Origin of the sequence: Pseudomonas sp. Q1-7 (assembly GCF_028010285.1) — a bacterium.
In the GTDB taxonomy this organism is placed as follows: Bacteria; Pseudomonadota; Gammaproteobacteria; order Pseudomonadales; family Pseudomonadaceae; genus Metapseudomonas.
This window is the reverse complement of record NZ_CP116304.1, coordinates 3,369,672-3,390,031: the sequence shown is the minus strand read 5'-3', so window position 1 is coordinate 3,390,031 and position 20,360 is coordinate 3,369,672. Positions and strand designations below refer to the sequence as shown.

Sequence of the window (20,360 nt, the reverse complement as noted above, 5' to 3'; positions counted from 1 at the left end):
GGGGCATTCGGGCCATCACACCCGCTGGAAGAACTTCGGGTAGCGGCTCACCAGCCCATCCTCGTCCAGGCTCAGCACCGCTTCGAAGTCGCTGCCGTCCAGGTTCTGGTAGAGGTAGTGGGTCTGATCCAGGCGGGTGTAGGCCTGGCGCATGCGCCGCACGGTGAGCTGTGGCGCCTCGACGAACACCACCTCGATTTCGCGGCGCTCGCCGGGGTTGAGGAACAGCCGCCAGATGCTCGGGCTGTTGGTGAAGGGGGTGGGCCAGAGGTCCAGGTCAAGGCTGCCGGACAACTCCGCCAGCTTCTGGCCATTGCCATCGAACCAGTGCAGGCCGTCGCGGCGCAGGGTCAGGCCGCGGGTGCCGCGTCCGTCGCGCACCGTCGCGTTGAACGCCCGTGGCTCCCAGCCTTTCTCGTACTCCAGGCTGTAGTTGAGGCGGTAGGACTTGCCGTCGTTGTCGAAGGCCAGTACGCCGCTGTCCGCCCGCCGACCCTCCAGGCGGAAGTCCTCCAGGCCCTGGGTGGGCGCCCGGTTGTTCCAGAGATGTGTCCAGAGGGCGGTGGTTCTCATCGGTTCAGGTCTCGTAGCACCGGGAGTGGGCGAGTCTTGGAAGAAGGGTAGCAACTGGCACGCGCCGCCTCAGTCCAGCAACAGGCCGGTCTGGCGGATCTTCGGCAGGCGCGCCACCACCAACTGGTGGGAGCGGCTGATCAGTTCGCGCAACTCCTGGTCGGCCATGGGGTAGGGGTGCTGCATGGCGATCCAGTGGGCGCGGGCCAGGTAGGGCGCGGGGCGGACGCCGGGGCGGTCGACGTAACCGAGGAAAAGCGCCTGGTCGACCTTGAAGGCCAGGCCATCGCCGAGGAAGTCGAGGATGGCGAACATCTTGTTGCCGGCCACCGAGAACACCCGGTTGCTGCCCCATTTGAGGTCTTCCCGGGCACCGGGCAGTTGCAGGCAGAATGCGGCGACTTGATCGGGTGTCATGATTGCTTCGGTTCCTTCAGGGTCGGGTTTCGCTGCGCAGCAACCAGAGGCTCAGCATCAGGCCGGTCAACGCCATCAGGGCGGCCACCAGGAAGATCGCGGCGAAGCCCGCGAAGCCGGCGATGGCGCCCATCAGCGGCCCGGCAACGCCCAGGGCCAGGTCGAAGAATACCGCGTAGGCGCCCAGCGCCGAACTGCGGCTGGCGGCCGGAATGCGCGTGACGGCTTCGACGCCGAGGGCAGGATAGACCAGCGACAACCCGAAACCCGTGAGCGCGGCGCCCGCCAGGGCCAGCCAGGGCGTCGGCGCCGCCCAGAGCAGGAACAGGCCGAGGCTTTCCACGGCCAGGCAGGCGATGGCGACCCGGTAGCCGCCCAGGTGCTTGATGCTGCCGATGAACAGCAGCCGCGCGCCGATGAACGCACAGCCGAAGGCCGTCAGGCAGTAGGCGGCGCCTTCCCAGCCGAGGCTGGCGTAGTGGAGGGTGATGAAGGTGGCCAGGGTGCCGAAACCGATGGAGCCCAGGGCCAGCGCCGTGCCGTTGGGGGCGATGCGCAGGAAAACGTTGCCGAACGGTAGCCGTTCGCCCTGGACGATAGGGGCCGGGCGCTTGGGCCAGGCCAGCAGCAGGGCGACGGCGCAGAGCAGGGCCATCAGGCCGCCGACGCTCCACAGCCCCAGGCTGTTCACCATCACCACCCCCAGCGGCGCGCCGATGGCCACCGCGCCGTAGGAGGCGATGCCGTTGAAGGAGATCACCCGCGCCATGTTCTCCGCGCCCACCAGGCCGACGCCCCAACTGATCGAGCCCGTCCCCACCAGCCCCTGGCCGATGCCCAGCAGCACGCGCCCGGCCAGCAGCAGCGCCAGGCTCGCCGTGGGCACCTGCATCAGGCTGGTGGAGAGCAGCGTCAGCACCCCCGAGAATCCGCAGCAGGCCATGCCGTACATCACCGCGCGCTTGGCCCCCAGGCGGTCGGCAAGGCTGCCGGACATCGGCCGGGAGAGCAGGGTGGAGAGGTACTGGGCGCTGATGACGATACCGGCCATCACCGAGCCGTAGCCCATGTCGTCGTGCACGTAGCCGGGCAACACGGCGATGGGCAGGCCGACGCAGAAGAAGCTGATGAAGGTGAAAAAGACGACGGTGACGATCTGCAGGGTGATGGAGGACGTGGGCAGCCGTGGCATGCGCATGGCAGAACCTGGAGGTGGAAAAAAGGGAGGCGCCGCCCATCATCCCTGACTCCTGGCGGCAAAGAAAGCAGGCTAATGGTTGTCTTGCTGGCAATGCCTCAAACGCTGCGACCCGGGCTGTTCTGGAAGGCTTCCAGCAGGTGCTCGATCCAGGCGCGCACCGCCGGCAGCATGCCGCGCCGATGGGTGTAGACGGCCTGCAGATTGCCTCCCGGCAGGTGCCAGTCCGGCAGCAGGCGCACCAGGCGGCCGTCGGCCAGCTCGGTCTCGCAGTTCATTCGCGGCAGCATGCTGAAGCCCAGGCCGGCCAGGGCCGCTTCCTTGCGCACGTCGAAGTCCTCGATGGCCAGGCGCGCATCCAACACCACCTCACGGCGGTTGCCGCGAGCGTCCTGCAGGTAGTGGTGGATGCGCCGGTCGGCCTCCACGCCACCCAGGGCGGGCAGGCCCTGGAGATCGTCCGGGGTGCGGATGCTCAGTCCTTCGAGCAGGCTCGGCGCGGCCACCAGGAAGGCCTGGGCCGGGGCCAGCACGCGGGCGATCAGGGTGGGGTCCTCGTCGCCCGCCTCGCGCACCCGCAGGGCCACGTCCACGCCTTCCTCTCGCAGGTCCACCCGGCGATTGGTGAGGATCATGTCCAGCTGTACCAGCGGATGGCGTTGCAGGAAATCGATGATCAGCGTTTTCAGCATGGCGTGGGCCAGCTCCACCGGGCAGGAGACCCGCAGGCGGCCGCGTGGCTCGGCGGTGAGGCTGGCCACCACTTCCTCGGCCTGTTCGGCCTCCAGCAGCATGGCCTGGCAATGGCGCAGGAAGCGCTCGCCGACGTCGGTCAGCGCCAGCTTGCGGGTGGTGCGCTGCAACAGGCGTGCGCCCAGGCGGGCTTCCAGTTCGGCGATGCGCCGCGACAGCCGCGACTTGGGTACGCCGAGCAGGCGGCCGGCGGATGAGAAACCGCCGTGTTCGACAACCTTGGCGAAATAGAAGAGGTCGTTGAGGTCTTGCATGGTGTTGTCCTGTGCCTGGGACGAAATGGGGCGGAAGGTGAATTTATCCGATCATTGCCGATCCTGGTGGGACTTTTCCGGGCACATTGCCGGCCGCCTGGGCAAGGCGTATACCTGAGCCTCTTTCATCCACCCGAAAACGGAGCGATCACCATGCCCTTGTCCATGTACGAGGCGTCCATCCCGGTCCTGACGCGCATGCTCGGCAACCTGTCCAACCTGCTGAAGAAAGGCGAGGCCAACGCCCAGGCCCGCGGCATCGATCCCACGGTGTTCATCGAATCGCGCCTGGCGCCGGACATGTATCCCCTGGCCCGCCAGGTGCAGATCGCCAGCGACATGGCCAAGGGCTGTGCCGCGCGCCTGGCCGGCGTCGAGGTGCCGAGCTGGGCCGACACCGAAACCAGTTTCGAGGAGCTGCAGGCGCGGATTTCCAAGACCCTGGACTTCATCAAGGGCATCGATGCCGCCCGACTGGAGGGCAGCGAGAGCCGCACGGTGGTGTTGAAGATGCGCAGTGGCGACATGAGCTTCAGCGGTCAGGACTACCTGCTGAGCTTTGCCCTGCCGAACTTCTATTTCCACATCACCGCTGCCTACGCGATCCTTCGCCACAACGGCGTGGACGTGGGCAAGATGGATTTCCTGGGCGGCGTCTGATGCTCCGGTAGGTGGGCGCTGGACGTAGCGAAGCCCGACGATTCCGTGCCTGGGGTCGTCGGGCTTCGCGGCATTCTGCCCAACCTGCGGCCTGATATCGTTCTGCTGGTGAGACGCTGAATCACAAAATCCCAGACTAATCAGTCTTTATCGACATGGATAGGATTGCCTCCATCCCGATCGGCCGTCGCCGGTCGATCCCATGAGAGGAACCTTCCATGAAACTCCTGCACCTCGATTCCAGCATCCTCGGCGACGCCTCCGCCTCCCGCCAACTGAGCCGCGACGTGGTCGCCGCCTGGAAAGCCGCCGAGCCGGCGGCCCAGGTCACCCACCGCGACCTGGCCAATGACGCCATCAGCCACCTGTCCGCGCTGAGCTTGGTGGCCGGTGGCACCCCGGCCGAGCTGCGCGACGCCGCGCAGAAGCATGAAGCCGAGCTGGGTGAAGCCACCCTGAACGAATTCCTTGCCGCCGACGCCATCGTCATCGGCGCACCGATGTACAACTTCACCATTCCCAGCCAGCTGAAGGCCTGGATCGACCGCATCGCCGTCGCCGGCAAGACCTTCCGCTACACCGAGAACGGCCCGGAAGGCCTGGCGGTCGGCAAGAAAGTGGTGATCGTCTCCACCGCCGGCGGCATCCATGCCGGCCAGGCCAGCGGCCAGGCCCATGAGGATTACCTGAAGCTGGTGCTGAACTTCCTCGGCGTGACCGATATCGAGATCGTCCGCGCCGAAGGCCTGGCCTACGGCGACGAGCCGCGCGCCAATGCCTTCAGTGCCGCCAACGCGCGAATCGGCGAGCTGTTCGCCACCGCCTGATCCGGCCCCGGAAAACACAAAGCCCCGCGATTGCGGGGCTTTGTCGTTTGCGCGCGCTGAATGCGATGGGGCGCGCCTGCCTTTCCTGTGGGAGCGGAATGCCCAGTGGGGTCCTCAGACCACCACACCCTGGCTGCGCAGGTAATCGTCGTAGGTGCCGCTGAAGTCGGTCACGCCGTTTTCCGACAGCTCGATGATGCGGGTGGCCAGGGAGCCGACGAATTCGCGGTCATGGCTGACGAAGATCAGCGTGCCCGGGTAGTTTTCCAGCGCCAGGTTGAGCGCCTCGATGGATTCCATGTCCAGGTGGTTGGTGGGTTCGTCCATCACCAGCACGTTGGGCTTCTTCAGGATCAGCTTGCCGAACAGCATGCGGCCCTGCTCGCCACCGGAAATCACCTTCACCGACTTCTTGATTTCGTCGTTGGAGAACAGCATGCGGCCGAGGGTGCCGCGCACCAGTTGTTCGCCGCCCTGGGTCCACTGGGCCATCCAGTCGAACAGGGTGACGTCGTCCGCGAAGTCCTCGGCATGGTCCTGGGCGAAGTAGCCGACGTCGGCGCTCTCGGTCCACTTCACCTCGCCGCCCAGCGGCGCCATCTCGCCCACCAGGGTACGCAGCAGGGTGGTCTTGCCGATGCCGTTCGGGCCGATGATGGCCACGCGCTCGCCGGCTTCGACCTGCAGCGACAGGTTCTTGAACAGCGGGGTGCCGTCGAAGCCCTGGCTGATCTTCTCCAGGGTCACCGCCTGACGGTGCAGCTTCTTGTACTGCTCGAAGCGGATGAAGGGGCTGACGCGGCTGGACGGCTTGACCTCTTCCAGCTGGATCTTGTCGATCTGGCGGGCGCGGCTGGTGGCCTGCTTGGCCTTGGAGGCGTTGGCCGAGAAGCGGCTGACGAACTGCTGCAGTTCGGCGATCTGCGCCTTCTTCTTGGCGTTGTCCGACAGCAGGCGCTCACGGGCCTGCTCGGCGGCGGTCATGTATTCGTCGTAGTTGCCCGGGAACAGGCGCAGCTCGCCGTAGTCCAGGTCGGCCATGTGGGTGCAGACGCTGTTCAGGAAGTGGCGGTCGTGGGAAATGATGATCATGGTGGAGTTGCGCTCGCGGAGCACGCCTTCCAGCCAGCGGATGGTGTTGATGTCCAGGTGGTTGGTCGGTTCGTCCAGCAGCAGCACGTCCGGATCGGAGAACAGCGCCTGGGCCAGCAGCACCCGCAGCTTCCAGCCCGGCGCCACGGCACTCATCGGGCCGAAGTGCTGGTCCAGCGGAATGCCCACGCCCAGCAGCAGCTCACCGGCGCGGGATTCGGCGGTATAGCCGTCCATCTCGGCGAAGTGCACTTCCAGTTCGGCCACCGCCATGCCGTCGTCCTCGCTCATTTCCGGCAGCGAGTAGATGCGGTCGCGTTCGGCCTTCACCTTCCACAGCTCTTCGTGGCCCATGATCACGGTATCGATCACGCTGAAGTCTTCGTAGGCGAACTGGTCCTGGCGCAGTTTGCCGAGGCGCACGTTGGGCTCCAGCATCACCTGGCCGGCGGAAGCTTCCAGCTCGCCGCCGAGGATCTTCATGAAAGTCGACTTGCCGCAGCCATTGGCGCCGATCAGGCCGTAGCGGTTGCCGTTGCCGAATTTGACGGAAACGTTCTCGAACAGCGGCTTGGGGCCGAACTGCATGGTGATGTTGGCGGTGGAGATCAAGGGCTTTACCTATCAATGACGTGCGAAGTGGCGCCAGCGGCTGGAACAGGAGTCGACCAGGGACGTGGCTCGGCCGCGACAGCTGGAGGTCATGGCCGGGCAGGCCCGCGCTGAACGCAGGGTTCTAGGCGGTCTGGGGCGCGGGAGACGTGGAGATGTCGGGCGTCGTAGCGCGGCTGTCTGGCGATGCCGAGGCAGCCAGTGTGGCGCGAAAGGCGGCAATGGTATCACTTGGCTCCCGGATCCACAGCCCGCTCTCGTCCGGCGGCAGCGAAGCCGCGCGGTCGCGGTCTTCCCGCTGACCGAAGCGCGGGCTAGGCGTGCCGGTACTGGCGCGGCAGCCGGACCCGGCCGCCCAGCGCGTTCGCTGCCCGCCAGGGCCAGCGGGGATCGTGGAGGAGCGTCTGGGTCAGGGCGACCAGGTCCGCATCGCCATTGGCCAGCCGTGCCTCGACCTGCGCGCAATCGTCGGTATGGCCGGGCAGCACCACGGGAAGGCCGGTGGCGTGCCTGAAGGCGCGGGCCAACGCGGCCTGGTCGTCTGCTTCCACGGGCGCCCCGTCGAGCAGCCCGCCGCTGGACACCTGGATGGCGGCGCAGCCTCGGGCCTCCAGCGCTTGGGCGAAGGCCAGGGCCTGGTCGAGGGTCCAGCCACCCTCGAGGCTGTCGCATGCACACAGGCGGACGAGCACCGGGCGATTCGCCGGGAAGGCTGCGCGTACCTGGTCGAAGACCTCCAGCGGAAAGCGCATCCGCCCGTCGAGGGCGCCGCCGTATTCGTCGCTGCGTCGGTTGGACAGCGGGGAAAGGAACTGATGCAGCAGGTAACCGTGGGCGGCGTGGAGCTGCACGATGTCGACGCCGGCGCGTGCCGCGCGTATCGCGGCGTTGGCGAAGGCTTCGCCTATCCGTTGCAGGTCCAGCTGGTCCAGCACCTGTGGAACGCTCCGGTCCGGGCTGCAGGGCAGGGCGGACGGCGCCCGGGTCTGCCAGCCCAGGGGATGGCCGCAGGCGAGCTGTGCGCCACCTTTCCAGGGCACGTCAACCGACGCTTTGCGGCCGGCATGGTTGAGTTCCACGGCGATGGGGACGTCCGACCAGCGCCTGAGGCTTTCCAGCGTCAGGCCCAGCGCCGCCTGGGTGTGATCGTTCCAGAGCCCGACGTCGGCGTGGCTGATGCGCCCCTCGGGCAGCACCGCCGTCGTTTCCAGCGCCAGCAGGCCGGCGCCCGACAGCGCAAGATGGCCGAGGTGGATCAGGTGCCAGTCGCTCATGCAGCCATCCTCTGCCGAGTATTGGCACATCGGCCCGACGAGGATGCGATTGGCCAGTTCGAGAGCGCCGAGGCGCAGCGGCTCGAAGAGTGTCGGACAGTGCACGGCGCTTCCTCCTTTCCGTCGATCTTGTTACGAGAGATTTCGTGTATTTCGACGCTGTTCGCCGCTGTTCGCCGCTCGCCGGGGCGGAGGCGGGAATGCCGCCGCCCCTGGCGCGCCGTCCCGCTATGCCGCCGCCAGTCTGCCTCTGCGCGCCTGGCCGAAGTGCCTTCGGCCCAAGCTGCTATTACTTCAAATGGCTGATGCCGCACGGAAACCCCGACGGCGTCGGCAACTCCGGGCAACCGCCTCCCGAGCCATCGACTACCGCTCGTTTCCACGACTGGCCGCAGGAGAGCAGGTCATGAGCACCGCCTTCTCATTCGGTCCGTTCCGCTTGCACCCGAGTACCCGCATCCTGCTGAAGGACGGCGTGGACGTCGTCCTCGGCAGCCGTGCCTACGACATCCTCGCCGCGTTGGTCGAGAGCGACGGCAGGGTGCTCACCCATCGTGAACTGATGGCCGTCGCCTGGCCGGAACTGGTGGTCGAGGACTCCAATGTGCGCGTGCAGATCGCCAACGTCCGCCGCGCACTGGGATGCGGCCGCGACGGCGCGCGCTACATCGCCAGCGTGGCGGGGCGCGGCTACTGCTTTGTCGCGGCGATCGAGCGGATCGAACTCGCCACCTCGCCCTGCGCGTCGCAAGCCTCGCCCGCGCTCGCCGGCTTTCCCGCGCCATTGCGAGGCGCGGTCGGCCGGGAGGATTGCGTCGCCGAACTCTCCCAGGTGGTTCTCGACAGGCGCCTGGTCACCGTGGTCGGCGCCGCGGGAGCCGGGAAGACCACCCTCGCGGTGCTGGTCGCCCATGGGCTGCTCGAAGCCTTCGATGGGGCGATCTTCTTCGTCGACCTGAGTGTCCTGGACGGCCCCGAGATGGTCGCCGAAGCCTTGGCTTCGGCGGTGGGCTACACCGCGTCCGGCGGCGACCTGTTCCCGGGGCTGCTGGAAGTCCTCGCCAGCAGGCGGACGCTGATCGTGCTCGACAACTGCGAGCATGTGATCGCCGCCGTGGCGGCCCTCTGCGCGCGCATCGTCGAGGGAACGGCAACGGTGTCCTTCCTGAACACCAGCCGCGAAGCGCTGCGGGTCAACGATGAGTTCACCCACTTGCTGCGCCCGCTGGCATCGCCGCCCAACACCGGCCGCCTGACGGCGCTGCAGGCGCTGCTCTGGCCGGCCGTCCAGCTGTTCATGGAGCGCGCGCGGGAAGGGGGCGCGCGGGGCGACCTGAGTGATGACGATGCGCCCACAGTCGCTGCACTTTGCCGCCGCCTGGACGGCAATCCCCACGCGATCGGCCTGGTGGCCAGCCGGGTGGGAACCTACGGGGTGCAGGGCGTCGCGGACCTGCTGGCGAGCCAGTTCGCCCTGCACTGGCAGGGGCGCCGTGATGCCTGCCCGCGCCAACAGACGGTCGAGGCGATGATCGCCTGGAGCCACAATCTGCTGGTCGAGCGGGACCGGCAGGTGCTCTACCGGCTCTCGGTGTTCTGCGGGGTATTCCCGCTGGATGCCGCGGTGGCCGTGGTCACCGACGGGGAGATCGACGAGTTCCAGGTTGGCGAGGCCATCGGGGACCTGGTGGACAAGTCGCTGGTCGCCATCGGCCTGGCGCACGGCGAAACCCAGTTCAGGCTGCTGGAGACGACTCGGGCCTACGCCGCGTCCCGGTTGGCCAGGCTCGAGTGCCGTGACGAGATCGCCCGTCGCCATGCCCTGTGCTACGCCGCGCAACTGCGCCGGTACGGCGAGGGCCAGGTGGCGCCGGGTAGCGCGGGTGCGCCGCCGCGCGCGCCGGACGTGGGCAATGTGCGCGCGGCGATGGAATGGGCCTTCGCCGAGGGGCGGGAGCTGGCGCTGGCGACGGAGATCAGCCGCATGGCCGCCCCGCTGTTGCTGGAGCTGGGGCTGCTGCGCGAATGCAAGCGCTGTTGCGAACGCGCGCTGAAGCGGCTGCCGGACGACTGCCGTTCGACGGGCGTCGAGCTCGATCTGCTGCGCTCGACGGCTATCACCTATTACGCCGGCGGCGACTACGACGGCGAACTGACGCCTGTCGTGGAGCGTGGCCTGGCGCTGTCCCGCCAGTTGGATGACCGCGCGTCGATGTTCCATTTCCATGCGGGTCTGCACATGGCGTTGATGGCCAACGGCAGGTTTCGCGAGTCGCTGGCCGTGAGCCAGGCATACGCCCGCGTGGCCCTGGCCCACGGCGGGCCCGACGAGGCGATCATCGCACGCTGGATGGAAGGGGCGTCCCGGCATTTTTCGGGCAGCCAGGCGGAGGCCGATGAGCGTTTCTCGGCCGGCTCCGAACGCGCGGCCGGGCACGAGTTGCGCCCGCTGCAGTATTTCGAGGCCAAGGAACAGGTGGTCGCCAGCCTCTGCAGGGCGCGGGTCAAGTGGATGCAGGGGCTGCCGACCCAGGCGCTGCAACTGGCACTTGGCGCCATCGACAAGAGTCGGCGGCACCCGGACTCCTTCTACCTGTGCACGACCCTGTGTTTTCCCATCCTGCTCGTCAACGGCCTCACGGAGCATGCCGAGGCGCTGATCCAGGAGATGGAGGATGTCGCCATCGACTACAAGGTGGCGGTGCGTCGCCAGGTCATCCACTTTCTCAACGGCCTGCTGTTGCATCACCAGGGGCGCTTCGCGGCGGCCGCCGAACAGCTGCAACAGTGCCTGGCCATGCTGCCGCCGCCGAAGATGAGCGTGGTGCGGACGGACGCCTTGCAGGCCCTGGCGGAGGCGCAGCAGGCGTGCGGAGACGGGATCGGCGCGCTGGCGTCGATCGAGGAGGCGATCAGCCTGGCGGAGAAGACCGGGGGCGAGTTCAACCTGCCCGACCTGCAGCGGACCCGCGCCGAGGTGATGCTGGACCTGCCGTCGGCCGGGATTGCGGCGATCGACGACGCGCTGTGCCAGGCCCTGGATTGCGCCAGGCGCCAGTCCGCGTCCGGCTGGGAGCTGCGGGTCGCGCTCAGTCTGGCGCGGGTGCGTGTTGCCCAGGGGCGCAAGGAGGACGCGCGAGTGCTGCTCGAAGACCTTCACGCCCGCTTCACCGAAGGTTTCGAAACGCGCGACCTCGTGGCGCTGGCGGGGGCGCTCGAAGCGACCTGAGCTAGCGCCCCGGCTGCCCATCGGTGCCAGTCCAGATGCGCACGATCAGGTACGGTGGTTTCCCGGTGTCCTCCGCGCCCGTGAAGATGGGGTTGCGATGGAGCTGGTTGATGGCGACGTAGAGCCAGGAGTCCGGGCCGAAATGGGCGTTGTCGGCCCAGAGGAAGCGCTCGTCGCGCACCAGCGGCTTCAGCTCGCCCTTGTTGGTCAGGACGTCGATCCCGTTGTCCGGCAGGTTGGTGATGAAATGATTGCCCTCGGCGTCCGTCGCCGCGCCATCGGACACCGGCTTGGCACCGACACGGGCGATGGCGGCGGCGATCCGCTCGTCCGCGGCCCCCTCGCGGAACAGGCCGGCCGGCACCGAGTACCAGCTGGTGCCGTTCATCGAACCGAAGTAGAGGGTTTCGCCGTCGGCCGAGAGGGTAATCGGGTTGATCCCGACCCGCGCCGGGGCCATGCGGCCGCCCTCGCCGGGGAACAGCAGCGGCTTGCCTTCCACCACCAGTTCGACGTCTTCGGCGGCCAGCGATGCGTGGCCCCGGAAGCGGCGGCTGGTGCCGCGCTGGATGTCGACTACCACTATGGCCGGGTCCAGGCCGCAGTCGGCGGCGTAGACGAAGCCGCGCTCGCCGTCGACGGCCAGGTCCTGGAGGATCTGCCCGTCGGGGGCGACCCAGCGATTGAAGTCGTGGCGATAGACCAGCTCCCGCGAATGGATGTCGAAGGCCACCAGCTTCGGCGGTTGGGGCTTGTCCAGCCAGTTGCCGTGGTCGATCACCCAGAGGCGATCACGGCTGTCGATCACCACGCCGTGGGGCGTGTTCAGGACATCCTGCCCGCTGCCCGGCTTGGCGTTCCAGGCGTCGTTCGGGAAGGGCACATAGCTGTCCTTGCCGGTGACCTCCACCAATTGCACGGGGCCGCGGCGCATGCCGTGGACGCTGGCAAACACCCGGCCGTCCTTCGAGGCGGTGACATTGCCGGGGGTGATGTGCAATTCGGCCACCAGCTCGACCTCGCCTACCTCGGGCTGCTCGGCGTGGGTCGCGGTGACGAAGACGGAGGCCGCCAGAACGGTGGCCAACCAGTTGGGGTTAAGTGTGTTCATCGCACTCTCTCCTGCGTGTCCAGGCCGGGCCTTGCGCTCGAAGGCGGTTGGCAAGGGCCCAGCCGGTTGCCGTGCCGCTATTCCCGGAACCAGGTCGCGACGGTATCCGGGTTCGCCGCCATCCAGTCGCGGGCCACCTGCTCGGCCGGTTGGCCGTCCACCATCATTCGGCGCTCCAGCTCGGTGGCCAGGGGAACGCCCAGGCGTACACGCCCGAGGACCACGCGGGTGCGCTCGGGCAACTGCTGCCAGACCTCCTTGCGCACCACCACCACCGCCCGATCGACGCCGAAGATGCCCTGCGGGTCTTCCAGTATCCGCAGGGGGTACAGCGCATTGAGGTACTGCGGCTGCCACAGCGGCATCACCATCCAGCGGCCGTTGGCCGAGGCCTCGGCCAGGCGCTGCGACCACTCGGCGGCCGGCGCCACCTGGAGCTCGTACCCCGCCGTGCGCAGTCCGTAGCGCTGCATGATCCGCTCGGAGCCGTTCATCAGGCCGGAGCCCGGCCCCACGCCGAGGATGAGCGGGTCCATGCGCGCCAGCACCTCGGGCTTCTTCAGGTCGTCGATCGAGCGCACGGCCTCGGCCGGCACGTGACTCGGCACCGCCCAATACAGGCGTGCGTCATCGTAGAGCGTCGCCGCCTCCACCAGTTGATCCGCCATCGGCGCCTGCAGGTGGCCGTGGGCATTGGGCAACCAGGAGGCGATCAGCAGGTCCGTTTCGCCGCGCCCCAGCCGGCCATAGATGTCCGGGTGGTTGCCTTCCACCACCTGCAGGGGATGCCCGAGGCGATCGAGCACTTCCGTCACCACGGCTGCGCTGGCCGTGTAGAAACTGAGATGAACCTGGCCCACCACCAGCGGCTGGGGATCGGCGTGGCCTGGAATGGCCCAGCCCAGCAGGAGCAGCAGGAACGAGGAGGCGACTGTTTTCATGGCGGTACCTCGATTCGGCGCGTGGTTGGGGGAGGGTGGCTCGCGGTGAAGTGCTCCGTTCCATCCGCACGGATGGGCGGCGCGGCTCCGCGGCTCAGGCGCCGAGCTGCTTGCGGCGGGATTCATAGGCGCCGTCGAAAACCTGCTTGGCGTGCCCCTGCACCTGGACGAACTCCAGTTGCTCGCCCTCGGGCCCTTTGCAGTAGATCAGCGACCAGCCGGCGGAAGGCCCTTCGGTGATCCTGTTGGTGTTGCTGTCGAGGGACGCGCCGAGGCGCTGCTCGTCGGTGGTCGCCCTGACGATGCGGTTGGCCTTGACGTTGCTCATGCCGCGTCGGGCGGATTCCGCCTCGAGGTCGCGGACGAACTGATTGAAGTCGACGTCGTCGCGGATGTAGAAGCACACATGCATGGCGCGGGGGAACGCCGGGCTGGTGAGATCCTGCGCGGGGGCGAAGGCCTTGCCGCTGCCGGTGGGTTGCTCCTTGTCGCGGTACTGGAGAAGTTCGATCACCACGTTATCGAACTGGATGAACCGGACATCCAGGCGCTGCGCGCCGCTGCGCAGATCGGGAATCCCCAGTGTGACGGGGTTGACGCCATCACGGACCGCCCGGACCTCCTCGGTCAGCAACAGGGTGTTCTGGATGCGGTCGCCGAAGAAGTCGCCATCCCGCATCACCTCGGTCCCGCCGAGGACTTCGGTGTAGAACTCGAAGGCGCGGTCCATGTTCTGTACCGTGATCCCGAAGTGCTGCACGCCGCGCAGCCGGCCGCCCAGGCCGGCGCTGGTTTCCGCGCGCGCCGCCGGGGCCAGCCCGAGGGCGGACCCGGCGAGGCTGCCGGCGGCCAGGATGCCGGCGCCCTTTAGCAGGGTCCGGCGCAGGGGATCATCAGGGGCGTTGGCGGGTTCAGGCTTGAGGTTCGACATAACGGCTCCCGTGGGCAGGCGATGGCGCAGTGGCTGTCATCCTTGATGCTAGGCCTGTGGGCCGACTGACCCGCGTTAGGTGTTGTGAAACACTGTGAAGACACCGTCGGGGGGCGCGGCGTGGCCGCCGTCGCCTGTTCGTCATATCCCGGCGCTAGCCTGAATCGGCTTCCACGGCACTTCTCGATGCGGCGACGCATCGACCACCTCTTACGGTGCAGGCCAACCCCGCAGGTTGGCCTTTTTTCTGCCCATACCCCGTGCCGTGGTGCCGAACGACAGGAGCCAGGCATGGAAATCGCGATTCAACAGGTCAGCCGCAACGGCCGGGATGAGTGGCAGGTGGAGACCCTCGGCATGACAGTGCCGTTCCGCGACCGGGCGGCCGCGCTGGCCTTCGCGCTCAGGCTGCAGGAGCGGGTCGAGGCCCCTCATCGGCTGCCGCACGCGGGTTTGCCCGCGGCGCAACCGGCGGAAGGCTGACGTGGCCGGTCCGACGCGGAGCCCCAGACCGGGCTATCGTTCGTCAGGACAGGAATGCTCCAGGCAACCGGTGGGAGACGCGCAGTGAAGAAGACTCTGTTATTCGGAATGGCCCTGCAGGCCCTCGCCTTCGGGGCATTGGCGGGGGAGTGGCCAGCAGGTGGCGGCGAGAAATTTACCCGGGAATGCGTCGCCAGTGCGGCCCGGCAGGTGCCGCAGGACAGGGCGGTGGCCTACTGCCAATGCTCCAACGGCATGATGCAGGAAGCCTTCACCTCCGAGCAGTTGGCTGCGGTCGTCCAGAACAGGAAACCCTCCGAGGACGAGTTGGCAGTGCTGACCGACATTTCGCGTTCCTGCGCGCGCGAAACCCTGCAGTGAGCCGGTAACCGAATCGTCATATCCCTCTCCTAGAATGGGCACCGCGCCACGGACGGTGCCCATCTCCCCGCAATGCCCTCAGTCGCGGAAGAACACCTGCACCAGGTGGTAGCCGAACGGGCTCTTCACCGGGCCATGGATGACCCGCACGGGTTTCTTGAAAATCACCTGATCGATCACCCGCACCATCTGGCCGGGGCGTACTTCGCCCAGGTCGCCGCCGCGCTTGGCGGAAGGGCAGATGGAATGCTTCTTCGCCAGGGTGGCGAAGTCTTCGCCCTTGTCCAGGCGCTTCTTCAGTTGTGCGGCTTCCTCCTCGGTCTTGACCAGGATGTGGCGGGCAAGGGCCTTGGCCATGGGAATTCCTCTTGGACTGTGGATCGGTTCATTGTGCCAGCACGGGTTGCCGCCATACAGTTGGGCACCGGTGATCCGCCGCGCGGATGCCTTCACCTTTCACTGGACGAGCACGCCCCATGGACCTCTCCGCCATGCTGAAAATCCTGGCCAGCCAGGATGGTTCCGACCTCTACCTGTCCACGGGCGCGCCGCCTTGCGCCAAGTTCAACGGCCTGCTCCGGCCGCTGTCCGCCGAGCCGTTGAAGGCCGGCGACGTGGCGAGGATCGCCGAGTCGATCATGGACGCCGAGCAACGCGCCGAATTCGACCGCGAGCTGGAAATGAACCTGGCCATCTCGCTGGCCAATATCGGCCGCTTCCGCATCAACATCTTCCGCCAGCGCAACGAGGTGTCCATCGTCGCGCGCAACATCAAGCTGGACATCCCGCGCTTCGAAGACCTCAAGCTGCCCGAAGTGTTGCTCAAGATGGTCATGGAAAAGCGTGGCCTGGTGCTCTTCGTCGGCGGCACCGGCTCGGGCAAGTCCACCTCCCTGGCGGCGCTGATCGACTACCGCAACCGCAACAGCGGCGGGCACATCATCACCATCGAAGACCCGGTGGAGTACGTGCACCGGCACAAGAAATCCATCATCAACCAGCGCGAAGTGGGGGTGGACACCCGCAGTTTCCACGCCGCGCTGAAGAACACCTTGCGCCAGGCGCCGGACGTGATCCTGATCGGCGAGATCCGCGACCGCGAAACCATGGAGCACGCCCTGGCCTTCGCCGACACCGGCCACCTGGCGATTTCCACCCTGCATGCCAACAACGCCAACCAGGCGCTGGACCGCATCATCAATTTCTTCCCCGAGGAACGCCGGCCGCAACTGCTCAACGACCTGGGCAACAACCTCAAGGCCTTCGTCTCCCAACGCCTGGTGCGTACCCAGGACGGCAAGCGCCGCGCGGCGGTGGAGGTGCTGCTGGGCACCTCTACCATCAGCGACCTGATCAAGCGCGGCGAATTCCACTCCATCAAGGAGATCATGGAAAAGTCCCGTGGCCTGGGCATGCAGACCTTCGACCAGGCCCTGTTCGACCTGGTGGTGGAGGGCGCCATTCCCGAGGACGAAGCGATCAAGAACGCCGATTCGGCGAACAACCTGCGCTTGAAGCTCAAGCTCTACCGCGATGGCCCGGCCGCCGCTCCGGCCCAGCCGGCGCCCACACCGGCTGCCGCCCCGACGCGCACCGAGGATGCCGCCAACTGGGGGCTGGAGCTGAAGCTGGAAGACCTGGATGACGGCGAACCCGAGGAGCCGGGGCCGCGGTAAGCGGTCAGGCACCATCCTGTAGAGGCGAATTCATTCGCCAACCGGGCCGAAGGTCAGGCCTTGGGCCCTCTGGGGCAGCTTCGCTGCCCTTGGCGATTGAAATCGCCCCCACAAGTTAGCGGTCCGTGGCCTCACCTGTATCGCGAAATTTAATTTCGTCTGTACATGGCGGCCATGTGCCGGTCTCCCTAAATTCGCACCACCCACCCCATGCGATCCGGGAGGTCGTGATGCGAATCGCCGTACTGACGTTCGAAGGCTTCAACGAACTGGACTCTTTCGTCGCCGCCGGCCTGCTCAACCGTATGCGCGGGCAGGGCTGGCAGGCGGAAATCACCGCGCCCAGCGAGTGGGTCACCTCGATGAATGGCGTGCGCGTCCAGGCCCAGCAACCCCTGGAGGCGGCCAATGGCGCCGACGTGGTGCTATTCGGCAGCGGCATCCAGACCCGCGATATCGCCAAGGATCGCGGCATCCTCGACCGTCTGCGCCTGGACCCCTCGCGCCAACTGATCGGTTCGCAATGCTCCGGCGCGCTGTTGATGGCCAGGCTCGGCCTGCTCGGCAACCTGCCCGCCTGCACCGACCTCACCACCAAGCCCTGGGTGATCGAGGCGGGTGTGCAGGTGCTGGATCAGCCTTTCTTCGCCTCGGGCAATCTCGCCACCGCCGGCGGCTGCCTGTCCGCGCCCTATCTCGCCGCCTGGGTGATCGCCAAGCTGGCCGGCGAGGACGCCTGCGCCACGGCGTTGCACTACGTGGCGCCGGTGGGGGAGAAGGAGGCGTTCATCGAGCGGGCATTGGGTGTGATCAGGCCGTATCTGTAGGCAGGGACCGCTTTTCTGTGGGGGCGATTGAAATCACCCCCACAAGGCATTTTCTCCAGCCAGGGCAGTCAGGTCGGGCGATGCCTGGTTGCAGACCCCTATCAAGCCTGGAGCTCGGGCAGGTCCCGATACAACTCCAGCGCCTGCGGATTGGCCAGGGCGTCGGTGTTCTTCACCGGCTTGCCATGCACCACGTTGCGCACCGCCAGCTCGACGATCTTGCCGGAGAGGGTCCGGGGGATGTCGGCCACGGCGATGATCTTCGCCGGCACGTGGCGTGGCGTGGTATTGGCGCGGATCACCTGGCGGATGCGTTCGCGCAGGGCGTCGTCGAGGGACACGCCATCCCGCAGACGGACGAACAGCACCACCCGCACGTCGTCCTGCCAGTCCTGGCCGATGGCGATGGATTCCAGCACGTCTTCCACCTTTTCCACCTGGCGGTAGATTTCCGCCGTACCGATGCGCACGCCGCCGGGGTTGAGCACGGCATCGGAGCGGCCGTGGATTACCAGCCCGCCATGGGGTGTTTCCTCGGCGTAGTCACCGTGGGCCCAGACGCCGGGGAAGGTGTCGAAGTAGGCGGCCCTGAACCTGGCCCCGTCCGGGTCGTTCCAGAAGCCCACCGGCATGGACGGGAAGTTGCGCGTGCAGACCAGTTCGCCCTTCTCGCCGAACACCCGCTTGCCGTCCTCGTTCCACACCTGCACGTCCATGCCCAGGCCCTTGCACTGCAGTTCGCCGCGCCACACGGGGAGTACCGGGTTGCCCAGGGCGAAGCAGGAGACGATGTCGGTGCCGCCCGAAATGGAGGAGAGGCAGAGCTCTGCCTTGATGTCGCGGTAGACGTACTCGAAGCTCTCGTGGGACAGCGGCGAGCCGGTGGAAAGCACGGCTTTCAAGCGCTCCAGGCGGTGGCTCTGGCGCGGCTTGGCGCCGGCCTTCTCCAGGGCGGCCAGGTACTTGGCGCTGGTGCCGAAGACGCTGATGCCCTCGGCGTCGATCAGGTCCATCAGGCGTTCCGCGCCGGGGTGAAAGGGCGAGCCGTCGTAGAGCACCAGGGTGGCGCCCAGGGCCAGGCCGGAGACCAGCCAGTTCCACATCATCCAGCCGCAGGTGGTGAAGTAGAACAGGATGTCGGAGGCCGTCAGGTCGCCGTGCAGGCCGTGTTCCTTGACGTGCTGCAGCAGGGTGCCGCCGACGCCGTGGACGATGCACTTGGGCACGCCGGTGGTGCCGCTGGAATAGAGAATGTACAGCGGCTGGTCGAAGGGCACCGGGGTGAAGTCCGGTTCGCCGCCGGGCTGGTAGACGTCGTTCCACAGGACCACCCGCGCGCCGGTGCGGAGGTCCGCCGGGCACGCCTCGGGGCGGGAGTAGGGCACCAGCACCACCTGCTCCAGCCAGGGCATGCGTTCGAGGATTTCGTTGAGTTTGGCAGTCAGGTCGAGGTTCTTGCCGGCGTAGCGGTAGCCGGCGGCGGCGATCAGCACCCGGGGCTCGATCTGGCCGAAGCGGTCGATCACCCCCTGGGTGCCGAAGTCCGGCGAGCAGGACGACCAGGTAGCCCCCAGGCTGGTGGCGGCGAGCATGCCCACCACCGTCTGCCAGGTGTTCGGCATGATGGCCGCGACCCGGTCGCCCAGGCCCACGCCGCAGGCCTTCAGGCTCTGCTGCAGGCCGGCGACGTGGGCCGCCAGCTCGGCATGGCTCAATTGCGCGCGGCTGCCGTCCTCGCCGACGGCGATCAGGGCCGGGCGGTCGTCGCGGCGACGCAGCAGGTGCTCGGCGAAGTTCAGCCGGGCGCCGGGAAACCAGCGCGCGCCGGGCATTGTCGGCCCTTCCTCCAGCACCCGGGTCGGTGGCGTGCTGAAGCGGATATCGAAGAATTCCACCAGGGCCTGCCAGAAGGCCTCGCGATGATCCAGGCTCCAGGCATGCAGGGCAGGGTAGTCAGGCAGGTCCAGGGCGTGGCGCTGGCTGACCTGGCGGCGGAAGGCATCCATGCGGGAGGCGGCAACCCGCGCCGGGCCTGGGGTCCACAGTGGGCGATCCATCTGCGCGTCCTCATCGGCGGCGTCTTGTCCGGTTGCTATTCAGCATAGGCCCTGGTCGGGTCGAGGCGATTCCAGTCATGTACGTGCAGCAGCACGTCGCAGAGGGCCTGGGCCGCGGTGGAAAGCTGGTGCCCGGCCAGCCGCAGCAGGCCTACCCGACGCTCCACCTGCGGGCTGTGCAGGGCGATGCAGCGGCCACCCAGCTCCTGCATCTGCTGCAGGCACAGGCTCGGCACCACGCTGACGCCCAGCCCCTGGGCCACCATGCGGCCGATGGTGACCAACTGGTGGCTCTCGAAGGCCACCGGCAGCTTGCCGTGCTGCGCGGCGATGCTTTCCTCCAGCAGCAGGCGTACGGCAGATGGCCGCTGCAGGGCGATGAAATTGCCCTGCAGCAGTTCCGCCCAGCTCACCTCGGCGCGTTGCGCCAGCGCGCAGTCGCCCGGCACCACGGCGACGAAACGGTCGGTGTAGAACGGTATGAAATCCAGGCCGTCGAGGGATTCCGGCTCGAAGGCGATACCCAGTTCCACCCGGTGGTTGCGCACCATCTCCAGCACCTGCTCGTTGATCACGTCATGCACCGCCACGTTCACCTTCGGGTGCTGGTCGCGGAAGGCCTTGAGCGCCACCGGCAGCAGGTTGCCGGCGAAGGAGGGCATGGCGGCGATGGAAACCTTGCCCAACTGCAGGGTGAAGTGCTGGCGTAGCAGTTCCTCGGCGTTGTCCCAGTCCGCCAGCAGGCGCCGGGCGATGGGCAGCAGCGTCTCGCCCTCGGGGGTCAGGGCCACGCTGCGGGTGGTGCGCACCAGCAACTGGCCACCGAGGGAATCCTCCAGGTTCTTGATCGCCAGGCTCAGCGCCGGCTGGGACAGGTGCAACCGCTCGCAGGCCTGGGCGAAGCTCAGGCTCTGCGCCACGGCGAGGAAGGCGCGCAGCTGTTTGAGGGTCATTGATTTGTTTTCGTTATCAATGGTTAGGAAAAACAAACTTAACAAATCAGTCCTGACGGGAGAAGCTCTGCCTCACCCAACGGCGGTCTGCCGCCGCATCCAATAAAGACA

General features: G+C 67.3%; 19 protein-coding genes. 7 read left to right on the top strand and 12 right to left on the bottom strand.

From position 1 onward, the window contains the following. Positions 1 to 15: 15 nt before the first annotated feature. The 4 genes from PJW05_RS15655 to PJW05_RS15640 form a co-directional block, all read right to left on the bottom strand. On the bottom strand, positions 16 to 573 hold the full coding sequence (locus PJW05_RS15655) for a putative glycolipid-binding domain-containing protein (RefSeq protein WP_271407928.1): 558 nt from the start codon (positions 571 to 573) through the stop codon (positions 16 to 18). Between the two features lie 69 nt (positions 574 to 642). Next, positions 643 to 990: an MmcQ/YjbR family DNA-binding protein gene (locus tag PJW05_RS15650; RefSeq protein WP_271407927.1), complete on the bottom strand. Its 348-nt coding sequence runs from the start codon at positions 988 to 990 to the stop codon at positions 643 to 645. A gap of 16 nt (positions 991 to 1,006) precedes the next feature. Beyond that, positions 1,007 to 2,182 carry an MFS transporter gene (locus PJW05_RS15645; RefSeq protein ID WP_271412233.1) on the bottom strand — a complete coding sequence of 392 codons (1,176 nt, stop codon included), beginning with the start codon at positions 2,180 to 2,182 and terminating at the stop codon, positions 1,007 to 1,009. Positions 2,183 to 2,286: 104 nt separating this feature from the next. Continuing rightward, a complete protein-coding gene (locus PJW05_RS15640) occupies positions 2,287 to 3,195 on the bottom strand; it encodes a LysR substrate-binding domain-containing protein (RefSeq protein ID WP_271407926.1) in 909 nt (302 codons plus the stop codon). Between the two features lie 153 nt (positions 3,196 to 3,348). On the opposite strand from PJW05_RS15640, the gene PJW05_RS15635 reads away from it, so the two are divergent. Beyond that, a complete protein-coding gene (locus PJW05_RS15635) occupies positions 3,349 to 3,855 on the top strand; it encodes a DUF1993 domain-containing protein (protein WP_271407925.1) in 507 nt (168 codons plus the stop codon). Between the two features lie 218 nt (positions 3,856 to 4,073). Further along, on the top strand, positions 4,074 to 4,682 hold the full coding sequence (locus PJW05_RS15630) for an FMN-dependent NADH-azoreductase (protein WP_271407924.1): 609 nt from the start codon (positions 4,074 to 4,076) through the stop codon (positions 4,680 to 4,682). Between the two features lie 114 nt (positions 4,683 to 4,796). Here the strand turns inward: PJW05_RS15630 and PJW05_RS15625 are convergent, their stop codons facing one another. Together PJW05_RS15625 and PJW05_RS15620 are read right to left on the bottom strand one after the other, a co-directional pair. Beyond that, a complete protein-coding gene (locus PJW05_RS15625) occupies positions 4,797 to 6,386 on the bottom strand; it encodes an ABC-F family ATPase (RefSeq protein ID WP_271407923.1) in 1,590 nt (529 codons plus the stop codon). A gap of 314 nt (positions 6,387 to 6,700) precedes the next feature. Next, positions 6,701 to 7,765 (bottom strand): oxidoreductase, encoded by a 1,065-nt coding sequence (locus PJW05_RS15620; RefSeq protein WP_271407922.1) that lies wholly within the window; start codon positions 7,763 to 7,765, stop codon positions 6,701 to 6,703. Between the two features lie 301 nt (positions 7,766 to 8,066). Here PJW05_RS15620 and PJW05_RS15615 point away from each other — a divergent pair, with 301 nt between their 5' ends. Continuing rightward, the gene (locus PJW05_RS15615; RefSeq protein ID WP_271407921.1) at positions 8,067 to 10,889 is read left to right on the top strand and encodes an ATP-binding protein; all 2,823 of its coding nucleotides are present in this window, start codon (positions 8,067 to 8,069) and stop codon (positions 10,887 to 10,889) included. Between the two features lies 1 nt (position 10,890). Here PJW05_RS15615 and PJW05_RS15610 read toward each other — a convergent pair whose 3' ends face one another. The 3 genes from PJW05_RS15610 to PJW05_RS15600 all read right to left on the bottom strand — a co-directional run bounded on the left by PJW05_RS15610 (position 10,891) and on the right by PJW05_RS15600 (position 13,872). After that, positions 10,891 to 12,000: an L-dopachrome tautomerase-related protein gene (locus tag PJW05_RS15610; protein WP_271407920.1), complete on the bottom strand. Its 1,110-nt coding sequence runs from the start codon at positions 11,998 to 12,000 to the stop codon at positions 10,891 to 10,893. A 77-nt stretch (positions 12,001 to 12,077) separates the two neighbouring features. Beyond that, entirely contained in the window at positions 12,078 to 12,941 is an 864-nt protein-coding gene (locus PJW05_RS15605; RefSeq protein WP_271407919.1) for a glycine betaine ABC transporter substrate-binding protein, read from the bottom strand. Positions 12,942 to 13,035: 94 nt separating this feature from the next. Continuing rightward, positions 13,036 to 13,872: a VOC family protein gene (locus tag PJW05_RS15600; protein WP_271407918.1), complete on the bottom strand. Its 837-nt coding sequence runs from the start codon at positions 13,870 to 13,872 to the stop codon at positions 13,036 to 13,038. Between the two features lie 291 nt (positions 13,873 to 14,163). On the opposite strand from PJW05_RS15600, the gene PJW05_RS15595 reads away from it, so the two are divergent. After that, positions 14,164 to 14,355 carry a hypothetical protein gene (locus PJW05_RS15595; RefSeq protein WP_271407917.1) on the top strand — a complete coding sequence of 64 codons (192 nt, stop codon included), beginning with the start codon at positions 14,164 to 14,166 and terminating at the stop codon, positions 14,353 to 14,355. A gap of 84 nt (positions 14,356 to 14,439) precedes the next feature. Beyond that, positions 14,440 to 14,736: a hypothetical protein gene (locus tag PJW05_RS15590; RefSeq protein ID WP_271407916.1), complete on the top strand. Its 297-nt coding sequence runs from the start codon at positions 14,440 to 14,442 to the stop codon at positions 14,734 to 14,736. Between the two features lie 78 nt (positions 14,737 to 14,814). Here the strand turns inward: PJW05_RS15590 and PJW05_RS15585 are convergent, their stop codons facing one another. Then, positions 14,815 to 15,093 carry a peptidylprolyl isomerase gene (locus tag PJW05_RS15585; RefSeq protein WP_271407915.1) on the bottom strand — a complete coding sequence of 93 codons (279 nt, stop codon included), beginning with the start codon at positions 15,091 to 15,093 and terminating at the stop codon, positions 14,815 to 14,817. A gap of 119 nt (positions 15,094 to 15,212) precedes the next feature. Here PJW05_RS15585 and PJW05_RS15580 point away from each other — a divergent pair, with 119 nt between their 5' ends. Beyond that, positions 15,213 to 16,412, top strand: a complete 1,200-nt coding sequence (locus tag PJW05_RS15580) for a PilT/PilU family type 4a pilus ATPase (RefSeq protein WP_271407914.1) — start codon at positions 15,213 to 15,215, stop codon at positions 16,410 to 16,412. A 230-nt stretch (positions 16,413 to 16,642) separates the two neighbouring features. Next, on the top strand, positions 16,643 to 17,239 hold the full coding sequence (locus PJW05_RS15575) for a DJ-1/PfpI family protein (protein WP_271407913.1): 597 nt from the start codon (positions 16,643 to 16,645) through the stop codon (positions 17,237 to 17,239). Between the two features lie 101 nt (positions 17,240 to 17,340). Here PJW05_RS15575 and PJW05_RS15570 read toward each other — a convergent pair whose 3' ends face one another. Further along, a complete protein-coding gene (locus PJW05_RS15570) occupies positions 17,341 to 19,296 on the bottom strand; it encodes an acetoacetate--CoA ligase (RefSeq protein ID WP_271407912.1) in 1,956 nt (651 codons plus the stop codon). 35 nt (positions 19,297 to 19,331) lie between these two features. Then, the gene (locus PJW05_RS15565) at positions 19,332 to 20,249 is read right to left on the bottom strand and encodes a LysR family transcriptional regulator (RefSeq protein WP_271407911.1); all 918 of its coding nucleotides are present in this window, start codon (positions 20,247 to 20,249) and stop codon (positions 19,332 to 19,334) included. Positions 20,250 to 20,360 lie beyond the last annotated feature (111 nt).